This window comes from Nocardioides litoris (assembly GCF_006346315.1).
Lineage (GTDB): Bacteria > Actinomycetota > Actinomycetes > Propionibacteriales > Nocardioidaceae > Nocardioides > Nocardioides litoris.
This window is the reverse complement of record NZ_VDMR01000004.1, coordinates 113,226-126,313: the sequence shown is the minus strand read 5'-3', so window position 1 is coordinate 126,313 and position 13,088 is coordinate 113,226. Positions and strand designations below refer to the sequence as shown.

Genomic DNA, 13,088 nt, shown 5'->3' with positions numbered 1-13,088 from the left:
CGCGGTGCCCATCGTCGTCGACATCGACGTCATGCTCGCCCGGCGCAAGATGCCGGTCGGGGTGCTGGCCGACCGGGTCGGCATCACGCCGGCCAACCTCGCCGTGCTCAAGAACGGCCGGGCCAAGGCGGTCCGGTTCGCCACCCTGGAGGCGCTGTGCGAGGCGCTGGACTGCCAGCCCGGCGACCTGCTGCGGTGGGAGCCGGAGGCCTGACCCGCCTCCCTGCGTCCCGCCCGCCGGTCACCCGGGCCAGCCGAAGGCCCGGTCGACCCCCGCCTGCTGCTCGGCGGTCGGCATCGAGAACCGGTCGTCCGCAGCCACCCGCGCCAGGGTCCGCACCGAGACGTCGAACCCGTCGACCGGCACCACCGCGTTGTTGCCGAACAGCGCGTCGACCATGAGGGCCACGACGAACCCGTCGTGCTGCACCCCGACCCAGGTCTCGCCGTCGGCCTCCATGACCCGGGCCGCCACCTCGCCCCCGTCGGGTCCGCGGACCGTGAGGTCGCGGCAGTCCTGGGAGCTGTCGCACCACATGTACCACTGGTCCGCCCAGGTCCTGCTGACGAAGAGCTGCACCATCCCGAGCCCGTCGGAGCCCGCCTGCGACCAGCCCAGCTTGGTCCCGAGCCCGCTGCCCGACTGGACGTTGCTGGGCACCCGCTCCAGGTGCTGGTCCCGCCGGTCGAGGTAGGAGGCGACGACGTCGCGCCAGTCGGTGAGCAGCTGCTGGGCGTCGCGGGGGTCGGCCGGCGCGGCGGGGGGCGCCGTGGAGGTCGTCGGGGCCGTCGTCGGGGCCGTCGTCGGGGTCGGGGTGGGGGTGGGTGTCGACGTGGCCACCGGGGTGCGGTCGACGGCCCGGTCGTCGGGGCCCGACCGGGCCAGCCCGGCCGCGCCGCCCACCACCAGCACGGCGGCGAGCGCCGATGCGCCGAGGACGGCGCGGCGGCGGCGTACGCGACGACGACCGCGGGCGACGTCGTCGGCGACCGGCACGGCGGGCGGCACGGCACGGGCGGCCAGGTCGTGCAGCCGCTGCTCGAGCAGCGCGCTCGTGCGGGGGTCGGGCGTGGGCTCGGTCATCGGGTCGCTCCGTCCGCGAGGGCGACGCGCAGCCGGGCGAGCGCGTCGGCGGTCTGGCTCTTCACCGTCCCGGGGCTGACGCCCAGGTCGGCGGCGGTCTCCTCGACCGACAGCCCGAGGTAGTGGCGCAGCACCACGACCCGGCGCTGGCCGGGCGCCAGGGCCGCGAGCGCGGTCCACAACGCGTCGGTCTCCTCCACGGTCGGCCCGGCGGGCGCGGCGCGGTCGAGGCCGTCGGCGACCGGGCGCTCGCGCCGCCAGGGACGACGCACCTCGTCGAGGTGGGCGTTGACCAGCACCCGCCGGGCGTAGGCGTCGATCGAGCCGGCCCGGGCGACCCGCGGCCACGCGGCGTACAGCTTGGCCAGCGCCTGCTGCACGACGTCCTCGGCCCGGTGGCCGTCACCGCCGCACAGCAGGTACGCCGTGCGGTGGAGGTGCGGACGCCGCTCGGCGACGTAGGTGGTGAACGCCTGCTCCCGCTCCTCGCGCCTGCCCATGCGGTCCCGCCCGTCCGGTCGAGGTGGTGCCCTGCGGCACCCTTCCACCCCCTTGGACGCAGGTCGAGCCGGATCGGTTGGGTCTCCGCGGGCTCGGGGTCCACGACCGGTCGTGCGCGCCCCGTCAGGTCGAGGTGGTGCCGCCGGCGCCGGTGTCGGGCTGCACGTCGTCCTGCGGGGTCGTCCCCGGCGGGAGGCCGCTGCCTGGCGGCACCCCGGGCTGGCTGCCCGGGAGCTGACCCTGCGGCGCCTGCTGCTGGCCGCCCGGGGCCTGGCCCTGGAACGGGCCCTGGAACGGGCCCTGGAACTGGCCCTGCCGTCCGCCCGGTCCTCCCCCGCCGGGACCGGTGCCGCCGTCGTCGACGCCGGAGGACAGGGCCCCGAGCGCCGCACCGCCGGCACCGCCGAGCAGGAGGGCGACCACCGCGACGCCGCCGGCGGCCCTGAGGCCGAGCGTGCGGTGAGCGGGGCGGGCGGCAGGAGCCGGGTGCGCGGGGTCGTGCGTCGTCTCGGTCATGCCGTCACGGTGCGCACGCGGCCTGTGGGCGGGCTGTGCCTCGGGCATGGGACACCCACGAGCGGGGATGCTGGGCCGCATGGACCTGCGACGGACGGCCAAGCGTGTGATCACCGTGATCAAGCAGGCGGGCCAGATCCCGGTGGAGCCGCCCGGCTGGGCCGCCGACACGGTCCACGGGCCGGTGCTCGTCACCCCCGTCGAGGACGGTGCGGCGCCGTACCGGGTCGAGAGCCAAGCCCTCGGAGTCCTCCTGCTGCACCACGACCAGCGCACCGTGCACGCACCCGGCCTCGTCGGTCACGTCGTCGAGAGCACGGCGAGGAACCGGCGCGCCGAGGACGACTGGTACGTGCAGTGGGAGGGCCGCACGGCCCGCCTCAGGCACACGGGCGCCAAGCGGGCCGAGCTGGTCCTCGACGGGGCCCGCCTCGCCCGCTTCCGCCGGACGGGGAGCACCAACTGGTGCTCGAGCCGCAGTCGCACCGAGTACACCGTGCAGTGGGAGCAACCCGTCCCGGCCGGGGTGGCGCTGCTGGGCCACGCCCTCGCCTCGCGCTACGGCGTGGGGGCCGAAGGCGCCTTCCTGCGCTTCGCCGAGGGCCTCTGAACCCGGACCGGCGGGCTACCAGCGAGCGGCGTCGGTCAGGCAGAACGGGTGGCCGGCGGGCGAGAGGAGGACCCGCCAGGTCTCACCCGGCTGCGGGTCGGCCACCGCGCCACCCAGCTCGACCGCGCGGGCCTCGGCGGCAGCCACGTCGGCGCAGGCCAGGTCGAGGTGGAACTGCTTGCGCCCGCCCTCGTCGGGCCAGGCGGGCGGCTGGTGGTCGACCACGAGGCCGAGCCCGAGGGCCGGCTGGTCGCCAGGACCGGCGAGCATCGCGTACTCCTGCTGCTGGTGGACCACCGACCAGCCGAGGAGGCCGGCCCAGAAGGCGGACTCGGCGGCCACGTCGCCGCAGTCGAGGGTCGTCATCTTCAGCACGGCGGGCGGGGCGGCGGGGGTCTGCGTCATGTCCCCGATCGTCCCTAGGCTGGCGAGGTGGCTGCTAGGACAAACGCGACGGCGCCGGCCACCACGACCCGGGCCGGCATCCTGCGACCGGCCGAGCTCGCGCGCCACGTGCAGCTCGACCGCACCGAGCCCGGTCCGGCGACCGCGCGCTGGGTCGACTACCACTGGACGCTCGCGTGGGACCTGCCCGAGGGCACGGTCCTCCCCAGCGCGGTGGTGCCGCACCCCACGTGCAACGTCACCGTCGAGCGGGGCACCGCCCGCCGCCCCGAGGCCGCCGGCGCGGCCGTGCTGGTGACCGGGGTGACCACGCGGCGCTTCGACGTCGCGGTGGCCGGCCGGGGGTGGGTGCACGGCGCCAAGCTGCGGCCCGGCGCACTCGTGGCGCTCACCGGCGCCGACGCCCGGGCCCTGGTCGACGCGACGGTCCCGGGCGCCGACCTCCTGCCCGCGGGCGTGCACGACGCGCTCGCCGAGCTCGACGGCCTGGCGCACCCGGTCGAGCCCGCCGCGGCCGCGGCCGCGACCGACGCCGCGCTGTCTGTCCTCGCCGCGGGCACCCCGGGGGCCGACGAGGCGGCGTACGCCCTGCTGATCGAGGTGGTGGCCGAGATGCTCGCCGACCGCTCGCTGGTCCGCGTCGACGACGTGGCCGCGCGGCACGGGGTGTCGCGGCGGTCGCTGGAGCGGCTGTTCGCCCGCTACGTCGGCGTCGGGCCCAAGTGGGTCCTCGCCCGCCACCGGATGCACGACGTGGTCACCGCGCTCGACGCCGGCTGGACCGGCTCGCTGGCCGACCTGGCCGTCGCCCACGGGTTCTACGACCAGGCCCACTTCGGTCGCGAGTTCACCGCTCTCGTCGGGGTGACGCCGGGGGCCTACCGGGCCGGGAGGGTCCCGCCGGACTAGTCACTCCGTGTCATGCGCGCGGGCCGGCACCGGCCTAGGGTCCGCGCCCATGAAGCCCACCGTCCCGGTCCTCACCGTCGCCGCCCTCGCCCTCGTCGCCGCCTCCGGCACCGCGGGGTACGCCGGCGGCAAGGTCACCAGCGCCGACATCCGCAACGGCGCGGTCACCAGCGCCGACGTCCGCAACGGCAGCCTCACCTCCGCCGACCTGCGCAACGGCGGGGTCAAGGCCGCCGACCTCGACCCGTCCCTGCGCCCCCGGCCGGCCATCGGGCGGGCCTACGCGTTCGTCACCCGCGTCGACAGCCCCACCGGCGGCATCGCCCACGTGCTCGACAAGAACCGCACCGTGGGGTTCGCCTCGGTGAGCCCGGGTCTCGACGACGGTCAGCCGGTCACCGGCATCTGGTGCCTGACCCCGTCGAAGGGTGTCGACCTGCGGCGCAGCGCCATCCAGGTCTCGACCGACTACTCCTCCTCGGCCGGAGTCGCCATCGACGCCCTCTGGTCGTCCCAGGTCTACGCGTGCAAGCCCGGCGACGTCGAGATCCACACCGTCGCCGACCTCGGTGACGACGAGCCGTCACCGTCGGACGACGTGGCCTTCCAGGTCTTCGCCCCCTGAGCCCGACCGGTCGCGGCCGCCACCAGCAGTCGCTGACCGCAGGCTCACGGGCGGCCCACAGCGGGCTCACAGACAGCCGGTCCACAGTGTCCTCATGGCCGGTCCTGCTGCCCCCGCGCTCACCCGTCCCGACGGCTCGCCGGTGCGGGTCCTCGTCGTCGACGACGAGGTCAACATCGCCGAGCTCATCTCGATGGCCCTGCGCTACGAGGGGTGGCAGGTGGCGGCGGCGCACACGGGGTCGAAGGCCGTCGCCGCCGCCAAGGAGCTCAAGCCCGACGCCGTCGTGCTCGACATGATGCTGCCCGACTTCGACGGGATGGAGGTGCTGCGCCGGATGCGGGCGGTCGACGCCGACGTACCGGTCCTCTTCCTCACCGCGCGCGACGCCGTCGAGGACCGGATCGCCGGCCTGACGGCGGGCGGCGACGACTACGTCACCAAGCCGTTCTCGCTCGAGGAGGTCGTGGCCCGGCTGCGGGCGCTGATGCGGCGCTCCGGGGCGCAGCAGGCGCAGGCGTCGTCGGTGCTCTCCGTCGGCGACCTCACCCTCGACGAGGACAGCCACGAGGTCGTCCGGGGCGGGCAGGAGATCAGCCTGACCGCGACGGAGTTCGAGCTGCTGCGCTTCTTGATGCGCAACCCGCGGCGGGTGCTGAGCAAGGCGCAGATCCTCGACCGGGTCTGGAACTACGACTTCGGCGGCCAGGCCAACGTCGTCGAGCTCTACATCTCCTACCTGCGCAAGAAGGTCGACGCCGGCCGGGAGCCGATGATCCACACCATGCGCGGTGCGGGCTACGTGCTCAAGCCGGTCCCGTGAGGCTGCCGGCCTCGCTGACCTCGCGGCTGGTCGTCACCGCGGTCCTGCTGGTCGCGGTGGTCAGCCTGCTGCTGGGCACGGCGACGACCCTGGCCATGCGGGCCAGCCTGACCGACCAGCTGGACCAGCGGGTGCTGGCCTCGGTGGCCAACGAGCGCGGCCCCCGCGGCGACGGCGGGCGCCCCCCGGGCCCCCGGCCCGACGGCGGCGGCCAGGTCGACGGCGGTGACGGCCCGCTGGGCAACCAGGCCCCCGGCACCTTGTTCGCCCTGCCGGCGCAGGACCGGGGCGTCGTGCTCACCGGCACCGGCGCCACCGACCTCGACAGCGCCGTGCTCGACCGGCTGGCCGACGTGCCGACCGACGGCGTGGTGCGCCAGCTCGACCTGGGGTCCCTCGGCAGCTACCGGGTCGTCGCCGCCACGACCGGTGACGGCGGACCGGGTCCCGTGGTGACCGGCCTGCCCACCGCCGACCTCGACGAGTCGGTGGCCTCCCTGGTCCGGCTGGAGCTGCTGCTCGGCCTGCTCGCGGTCGTCACGGCCGGGCTCGCCGCTCGCGCCGTCGTACGCCGCCAGCTGCGGCCGCTGCGCGAGGTGGCCGCGACCGCGCACTCGGTGTCCTCCCGGCCGCTCGACGCGGGCGAGATCGGGGTGACCGAGCGGGTGCCCGGTCACCTGACCGACGAGCGGACCGAGGTCGGGCAGGTGGGCGCCGCGCTCAACACCCTGCTCGCCCACGTCGAGACCTCGCTCGACGCGCGGCACGAGAGCGAGCAGCGCGTGCGCCGGTTCGTGGCCGACGCCTCGCACGAGCTGCGGACGCCCCTGACCACGATCGCCGGCTACACCGAGCTGGCCCGCCGGCGGCCCGACGACCCCGCGGCCGCAGCGACCGCGCTGGCCAAGGTGGCCGACGAGTCGCGCCGGATGACGACCCTCGTCGAGGACCTGCTGCTGCTGGCCCGCCTCGACTCCGGACGCCCCCTCGAGCGCGAGCCGGTCGACCTGACCCGGCTGCTGCTCGAGGCCCTCTCCGACGCCCGGGTGGTCGCCCCCGACCACCGCTGGCGCCTCGACCTGCCTGACGAGGCGGTCGAGGTGCACGGCGACGAGCAGCGGCTGCACCAGGTGGTGACCAACCTGCTGACCAACGCCCGCAAGTACACCCCGCCGGGCACGACGGTGACCGTCACCGCCCGCCGCGACGGGTTCCGGGTGCACGACGACGGACCGGGCTTCCCGGCGGCGCTGGTGCCGCACGCGTTCGAGCGCTTCGCGCGGGCCGACGCGGCGCGCCACCGCGAGGGCGGCGTCGGCCTCGGCCTGGCGCTGGTCGAGGCCATCGTCACCGCCCACGGCGGCACCGTGGTGCTCACCAGCGAGCCGGGCGACACGCTCGTCGACGTACGCCTCTCCGACGACTTGGGTCCACCTCGATTGTCTGACAATCTGGCCTCCGCCCCTACAGTGGGGGTGAGACCCGAGGCCGAGGGAGGCCAGACATGACCGTGTCCACCACAGACCGCCGCACCGCCGTCGAGTTCGACCGTGCCGAGCAGCGCACGGCGCACAACTACCACCCGCTGCCGGTGGTCGTGGCCCACGCCGAGGGCGCCTGGATGACCGACGTCGACGGCACCCGTCACCTCGACCTGCTCGCGGGCTACAGCGCGCTCAACTTCGGCCACTCCCACCCCCGCCTGCTCGAGGCCGCGCACGCCCAGCTCGACAAGCTCACGCTGACCAGCCGGGCGTTCGTGCACGACCAGTTCGCCGACTTCACCGCCAAGCTCGGCGACCTGTGCGGCAAGGACCTCGTGCTGCCCATGAACACCGGCGCCGAGGCCGTCGAGACCGCGATCAAGGTCATCCGCAAGTGGGGCTACCAGGTCAAGGGCATCCCGGCCGGCCAGGCCGAGATCATCGTGGCCAGCGGCAACTTCCACGGCCGCACCACCACCATCGTCGGGTTCTCCGACGACGCCGAGGCCCGCGACGACTTCGGCCCGTTCGCGCCCGGCTTCACCACCGTCCCGTACGGCGACCTCGCGGCCCTGGAGGCCGCCATCACCCCGCGCACCGCGGGCGTGCTGGTCGAGCCCATCCAGGGCGAGGGCGGCGTGATCATCCCGCCGCCGGGCTACCTGGCCGGCATCCGCGAGGTGTGCACCCGCGAGAACGTGCTGTTCGCTGCCGACGAGATCCAGGCCGGCCTCGGCCGCACCGGACGCACCTTCGCCTGCGACCACGAGGACGTCGTCCCCGACCTCTACGTGCTCGGCAAGGCGCTCGGCGGCGGCATCGTGCCCGTCTCGGCGGTGGTCGCCGACCGCGACGTGCTCGGCGTGCTCAAGCCGGGCCAGCACGGCTCGACGTTCGGCGGCAACGCCCTGGCCTGCGCCGTCGGCAGCGCGGTCGTCGACCTCCTCGCCACGGGCGACTTCCAGCGCCGCGCCGCCGACCTCGAGGTCCTCGTCCGCTCGCGCCTGGAGTCGCTGGTCGGCCGCGGCGTCGTCGGCGTCCGGGTGCGCGGCCTGTGGGCCGGCGTCGACGTCGACCCCCGCGTCGGCTCGGGCCGCCAGGTCTGCGAGGCGCTGCTGGCCCGCGGCGTCCTGGCCAAGGACACCCACGGCTCCACCATCCGCCTCGCCCCGCCCCTGGTCGTCTCCGACGAGGACCTCTCCTGGGGCCTCGACCAGCTCGCCGAGGTCGTCAGCCAGGCCTGAGCCCACGCCGGCTGAGGTGCGAGGAGCGCCAGCGACGAGCCTCGTAGCCACCGCAGCCGACGCACCCGAGCCGCGGGGATCGAGGCTCGCTCCGCTCGCACCTCAGCCACCGCTCCGGGGTGCATCCTGAGCGCCGGCTGAACCGTTCCCCAACGACCAGGAAATCTTCCGGGTCGAGGGGGTGAAAGGGGCTGCGCGGCGTGGTCGGCCGGGGTTCGCTGGGTCCACGCTGAGGCCATGCCCGACCTCCGTCGCCTGCGCCGCGTCCCGCCGCTCGCGGTGCTCCTCCTCGCGACCGCGGTGCTCTACCTGTGGGGCCTGGGCGCCTCGGGCTGGGCCAACGCCTACTACACCGCCGCGGTCCAGGCGGGCAGCGAGTCGTGGCAGGCGTTCTTCTTCGGCTCCTTCGACGCCGCCGGGTCGGTCACGGTCGACAAGCCGCCCCTCGCGCTGTGGCCGATGGCGCTCTCGGTGCGGCTGTTCGGCCTCTCGCCGTGGGCGGTGCTGGCGCCGCAGGCCCTCATGGGCGTCGCCACCGTCGCCGTCGTCCACCACGGCGTACGACGGGCGACCGGGTCGGCCACCGCGGCGCTGCTCGCCGGCACGGTGATGGCGCTGACGCCGGTCGCGGTGCTGATGTTCCGGTTCAACAACCCCGACGGCCTGCTGGTGCTGCTGCTGGTCGGCGCGGCGGTGCTGACCCTGCGGTCGCTCGACGCGCCGCGGGCCGGCTGGTAGCTGGCCGCGGCCGGCGCCCTGGTCGGCCTGGCCTTCATGACCAAGATGCTCCAGGCCTTCCTGGTGCTGCCCGCGCTCGCCCTGACCTACCTGCTCTTCGCCTCCGCGCCGGTGCTGCGCCGCTGGCTGCACCTGCTCGGTGCGGCCGCGGCCACCACGGTCCTCGGCTCGTGGTGGCTGGTCGCGGTCGAGCTGTGGCCGGCCGCGACCCGGCCCTGGATCGGCGGCTCCCAGCGCAACTCCGCCCTCGAGCTCGTCCTCGGCTACAACGGTGTCGGCCGGCTCACCGGCGACCAGGTCGGCTCGGTCTCGACCAGCCGCGGCTGGGGCCACAACACCGTCCTCCGCCTGCTCGACCCGGGGTCCGGCGGCCAGGCCTCGTGGCTGCTCCCCGCAGCCGCGCTGCTCGGCGTCCTCGCCCTGTGGCTGACCCGCGGCGCGCGCGAGGGCCACCGCGCACGCCCTGCCGTGGTGCTGTGGCTGACCTGGACCGGCGTCACCTGGCTGGTCTTCAGCCTGATGGGCGGCATCTTCCACGACTACTACACCGTCGCCCTCGCACCCGGCGTCGCCTCGCTCGTGGGCCTGGGGTCGTGGGTCGCCTGGCACCACCGCGGCGAGGCCGTGGTCACCCGCACCCTCGGGGCGGCCGTCGTGGTGACCGGCGTCATGGCCCTGGTGGTGCTGTGGCCGCAGCGGTCGTGGTCGCCGTGGCTGCCCTGGGTCGTGCTGGCCCTCGCGCTCGTCGCCCTGTGGCGGGTGGCCCACGCCCACCGGCGCGCGGTGCCGGTGGGGGCCGGGTTCGCCGCGGCGGCGCTCCTGGCCGGGCTGGTCGGCCCGGCGGCGTACTCCGTGGAGACCGCGGCCACCCCGCACTCCGGCGCGGTCCCCCACGCCGGTCCCCCGGCCGCCCCCGAGCCGTCGTACGCCGGGGGGCCGGCGCCGACGCCGGCCGACCCCGACGGCCCGTCGGTCGGCGACCTGCTGACGGCCAGCCGGTCCTCCCCCGCCCTGACCCGGCTGCTCGCGCGCGACGCCGACCGCTACACCTGGGTCGCGGCGGTGACCGGCGCCAACTCCGCGGCCGGCTTCCAGCTCGCGACCGACCGCTCGGTGATGCCGCTCGGCGGGTTCAACGGCACCGACCCGGCGCCGTCGTTCGCCGAGTTCCGCCGCTACGTCGCCCAGGGCCGGATCCACTGGTTCGTCTCCGGTGGCGGGCGCCTGGTGCGCGAGGAGCCGGACGGCGAGGACCTCGCCGTCACCCGCACCGGCAGCTCGGCGGCCGTGCGGATCGAGCGGTGGGTCGCCCGCACCTTCCCGGCCCGGGTGGTCGACGGCGTCGTCGTGCACGACCTCACCGTCCCGCCCGCCCGCCGGCTCACAGGGCGCTGACAGCCGGGCCCGACCCGGGCCCCAGCCGCGCCGCCGACCGTGGTCGGCATGACGACGCTCACCGACGACCGCCCGGGGGCCGGCCCGACCCCCGACGCCACCCCACCGCCCGCCCCGGGTGCCCCGCGGCGCCGCGTGCGGCCCGAGTCGGCGGCGTACGCCGTGCTGCTGGTCGGCACCGCGGTGCTCTACCTCTGGGGCCTGGGCGCGTCGGGGTGGGCCAACTCGTTCTACTCCGCCGCGGCCCAGGCCGGATCGGAGTCGTGGCAGGCGTTCTTCTTCGGCGCCTCCGACGCCGCCGGGTCGATCACCGTCGACAAGCCGCCGCTGGCGCTGTGGCCGATGGCGCTCTCGGTGCGGGTCTTCGGGCTGTCGTCGTGGAGCATCCTGGTGCCGCAGGCCCTGATGGGCGTCGCGTCGGTGGCCCTGGTCGTGGCGACCGTCCGGCGCGCGACCGGCTCGGCCTGGGCGGGGCTGCTCGGCGGGCTGGTGCTGGCGACCACGCCGGTGGCGGCCCTGATGTTCCGCTTCAACAACCCCGACGCGCTGCTCGTGCTGCTGATGACCGGCGCGGCGTACGCCACCCTGCGGGCGCTCGAGCCCGACGGCACCGAGCGGGCCGTGCGCTGGCTGGTGCTCGGCGGGGCGCTGCTCGGCCTGGCCTTCCTGACCAAGACCCTGCAGGCCTTCCTGGTGCTGCCGGGCTTCGCGCTGACGTACGCCGTCTTCGCGACCGTGCCGTGGCGGCGCCGGGTGCTGCACCTCCTGGCCGCGCTGGGCTCGATGGTCGTGGCCGGCGGCTGGTGGGTGGCCGTGGTGGAGCTGTGGCCCGCGTCGAGCCGGCCCTGGATCGGCGGCAGCCAGACCAACGACTTCCTCGAGCTGACCTTCGGCTACAACGGCTTCGGCCGGCTGACCGGCGACGAGGTCGGGTCGGTCGGCGGCGCAGGCGGTGGCGGCTGGGGCTCGACCGGGCTGTTCCGGCTCCTCGGCACCGAGAACGGCGGACAGGTCGCCTGGCTGCTGCCCGCCGCGCTGGTGCTCGGCGTGGCCGCGACCTGGGCCGGCCGCCGCCCGGTCAAGGCCGCCGCGACCAGCATGCTGTCGTGGCTGGTCGTCACCGCCGCAACGTTCAGCTTCATGGCCGGCATCTACCACGCCTACTACACCGTGGCCCTGGCCCCGGCGATCGCCGCCTGTGCCGCCCTCGGCGCCTGGGCGCTGTGGCAGCGCCGGGACTCGCTCGTGGCCGCGGGCGTGCTCGGCTGCTGCGCCGCGCTGACCTCGGCCTGGTCGTTCGTGCTGCTCGACCGCACCCCCGACTGGCTGCCCTGGCTGCGCTGGGCCGTCGTGGTGGTCGGGTTCGCCGCCGCGATGCTCGTGGTGGTCGTGCGGCACCTGCCCCGGCCGGCCGCGGTGCTCGTGGCCGCGGCGGTCCTGGTCACCACGCTGGCCGGCCCGGCGGCGTCCAGCGTGGCGACGGCGGCGACCCCGCACACCGGCTCCATCCCCTCGGCCGGTCCGGCGACGGCCGGCGGGTCCGGGCCGCGCGGTGGCGGCGCGGGTGGCGGCCCAGGTGGTGGCCAGGGTGGTGTGGGTGGCCTGATCGACGGCAGCACCTCGACCGGCGCGGTCACCGCGCTGCTGCTGCAGGACGCCGACGCCTACGACTGGGTGGCCGCAACCGTCGGGTCCAACTCGGCCGCGGGCTACCAGCTGGCCACCGAGCGGTCGGTGATGCCGATCGGCGGGTTCAACGGCAGCGACCCGAGCCCGACGCTGGCGGAGTTCCAGCAGTACGTCGCCGAGGGGCGCATCCACTGGTTCATCGCCGGGGGCGGCGGCCTCGGGGGTGGAGGCTTCGGCGGCGGCCCCGGCGGCGACGGCGAGATCGCCACCTGGGTCGCGGCCACCTACCCCGCCCAGACCGTCGACGGGGTCACCCTCTACGACCTCAGCGCGTGATCCCGACGGGTGGCGGGCCGCGCTCCTAGACTCGCCGCATGGAGCGGTGGGGTCGACGGGTGCGGATCGCCGCCCTCGCGGGCGCGGTGCTGGCGGTCGCGGTCGTGGCGGTGGCCAACGCGGTCGTGCTGCTGCGCAGCGACGACCACGTCACCGACGACCTGGCCACGGTCCGACCGGCCCAGGTCGCCATCGTGCCCGGCTCCCTCGTGCGACCCGACGGCACGCTGGGGCCGGTCGTCCGCGAGCGCCTCGACGCGGCGGTCTCGCTGTACGACGCCGGGCTGGTCGAGAAGCTGCTGCTCTCCGGTGACAACGGCGACGCGTCGTACGACGAGCCCGACGCGATGCGCCAGGCCGCCCTCGACGCGGGCGTCGCGCCGCAGGACGTCTTCACCGACTACGCCGGCTTCAACACCTGGCACACGATGCGCCGCGCCCGCGACGTCTTCCGGGTCGACACGGCGGTCGTGGTGACCCAGCAGTGGTACGTCGCCCGCAGCACCGACCTGGCCCGCGCGGCCGGCATCGAGGCCCAGGGGCTCGTGGTCAGCGACACCGGCTCCGGACTGCGCGAGGTGCTGGCCCGGGTGCGCGGCCTCGGCGAGGCGACGCTGCGGCCCGAGGTCACCGGCGGCCGGTCGATCCCCATCACCGGTGACGGCCGGGAGTCCTGGGACGCCTAGGTCGTACGCCGACCCGCGGTGTCACCGCGCGCCGCGCACCTGCGACCCGACCCCACGGTGGTCGAGCGCGCCGCGCACCTGCGACCCGACCCCACGGTGGTCG

Annotated in this window: 15 protein-coding genes; 11 read left to right on the top strand and 4 right to left on the bottom strand. The window is 75.8% G+C overall.

Annotated features, from left to right (window positions below; genetic code table 11):
- The first annotated feature begins 4 nt into the window (after positions 1-4).
- Positions 5-214, top strand: coding sequence for a helix-turn-helix domain-containing protein (locus FJQ57_RS14740; RefSeq protein WP_139981587.1), 210 nt, complete (start codon positions 5-7; stop codon positions 212-214).
- Between the two features lie 27 nt (positions 215-241).
- Here FJQ57_RS14740 and FJQ57_RS14735 read toward each other — a convergent pair whose 3' ends face one another.
- From FJQ57_RS14735 to FJQ57_RS14725, 3 genes are all read right to left on the bottom strand, one after another.
- A complete protein-coding gene (locus tag FJQ57_RS14735; protein WP_139981585.1) occupies positions 242-1,084 on the bottom strand; it encodes a hypothetical protein in 843 nt (280 codons plus the stop codon).
- Positions 1,081-1,584, bottom strand: a complete 504-nt coding sequence (locus FJQ57_RS14730; RefSeq protein ID WP_139981583.1) for a SigE family RNA polymerase sigma factor — start codon at positions 1,582-1,584, stop codon at positions 1,081-1,083. Before FJQ57_RS14730 ends, FJQ57_RS14735 begins: the two co-directional genes overlap by 4 nt.
- 124 nt (positions 1,585-1,708) lie before the next feature.
- Positions 1,709-2,101, bottom strand: a complete 393-nt coding sequence (locus tag FJQ57_RS14725; protein ID WP_139981581.1) for a hypothetical protein — start codon at positions 2,099-2,101, stop codon at positions 1,709-1,711.
- 79 nt (positions 2,102-2,180) lie between these two features.
- Here FJQ57_RS14725 and FJQ57_RS14720 point away from each other — a divergent pair, with 79 nt between their 5' ends.
- Positions 2,181-2,711: a hypothetical protein gene (locus FJQ57_RS14720; protein ID WP_139981579.1), complete on the top strand. Its 531-nt coding sequence runs from the start codon at positions 2,181-2,183 to the stop codon at positions 2,709-2,711.
- Positions 2,712-2,726: 15 nt separating this feature from the next.
- Here FJQ57_RS14720 and FJQ57_RS14715 read toward each other — a convergent pair whose 3' ends face one another.
- Positions 2,727-3,116: a VOC family protein gene (locus FJQ57_RS14715; RefSeq protein WP_139981577.1), complete on the bottom strand. Its 390-nt coding sequence runs from the start codon at positions 3,114-3,116 to the stop codon at positions 2,727-2,729.
- Positions 3,117-3,143: 27 nt separating this feature from the next.
- Between FJQ57_RS14715 and FJQ57_RS14710 the strand changes: the two genes are divergently transcribed.
- The 9 genes from FJQ57_RS14710 (at position 3,144) to FJQ57_RS14675 (ending at position 12,985) form a co-directional block, all read left to right on the top strand.
- Positions 3,144-4,025, top strand: coding sequence for a helix-turn-helix transcriptional regulator (locus tag FJQ57_RS14710; RefSeq protein ID WP_139981576.1), 882 nt, complete (start codon positions 3,144-3,146; stop codon positions 4,023-4,025).
- A 49-nt stretch (positions 4,026-4,074) separates the two neighbouring features.
- A complete protein-coding gene (locus FJQ57_RS14705) occupies positions 4,075-4,650 on the top strand; it encodes a hypothetical protein (RefSeq protein ID WP_139981574.1) in 576 nt (191 codons plus the stop codon).
- 94 nt (positions 4,651-4,744) lie between these two features.
- Positions 4,745-5,473 carry a response regulator transcription factor gene (locus FJQ57_RS14700; protein WP_139981572.1) on the top strand — a complete coding sequence of 243 codons (729 nt, stop codon included), beginning with the start codon at positions 4,745-4,747 and terminating at the stop codon, positions 5,471-5,473.
- The gene (locus FJQ57_RS14695; protein WP_246081831.1) at positions 5,470-6,981 is read left to right on the top strand and encodes a sensor histidine kinase; all 1,512 of its coding nucleotides are present in this window, start codon (positions 5,470-5,472) and stop codon (positions 6,979-6,981) included. Before FJQ57_RS14700 ends, FJQ57_RS14695 begins: the two co-directional genes overlap by 4 nt.
- Positions 6,978-8,201: an ornithine--oxo-acid transaminase gene (gene rocD / locus FJQ57_RS14690; protein ID WP_139981570.1), complete on the top strand. Its 1,224-nt coding sequence runs from the start codon at positions 6,978-6,980 to the stop codon at positions 8,199-8,201. Before FJQ57_RS14695 ends, rocD begins: the two co-directional genes overlap by 4 nt.
- A 237-nt stretch (positions 8,202-8,438) precedes the next feature.
- Positions 8,439-8,939 carry an ArnT family glycosyltransferase gene (locus FJQ57_RS23015; protein ID WP_211348950.1) on the top strand — a complete coding sequence of 167 codons (501 nt, stop codon included), beginning with the start codon at positions 8,439-8,441 and terminating at the stop codon, positions 8,937-8,939.
- Between the two features lie 36 nt (positions 8,940-8,975).
- The gene (locus FJQ57_RS14685; protein WP_211348949.1) at positions 8,976-10,334 is read left to right on the top strand and encodes a mannosyltransferase YkcB-related protein; all 1,359 of its coding nucleotides are present in this window, start codon (positions 8,976-8,978) and stop codon (positions 10,332-10,334) included.
- Positions 10,335-10,382: 48 nt separating this feature from the next.
- The gene (locus FJQ57_RS23640) at positions 10,383-12,299 is read left to right on the top strand and encodes an ArnT family glycosyltransferase (protein ID WP_139981568.1); all 1,917 of its coding nucleotides are present in this window, start codon (positions 10,383-10,385) and stop codon (positions 12,297-12,299) included.
- A gap of 38 nt (positions 12,300-12,337) precedes the next feature.
- Positions 12,338-12,985 carry a SanA/YdcF family protein gene (locus FJQ57_RS14675; protein WP_139981566.1) on the top strand — a complete coding sequence of 216 codons (648 nt, stop codon included), beginning with the start codon at positions 12,338-12,340 and terminating at the stop codon, positions 12,983-12,985.
- Positions 12,986-13,088 lie beyond the last annotated feature (103 nt).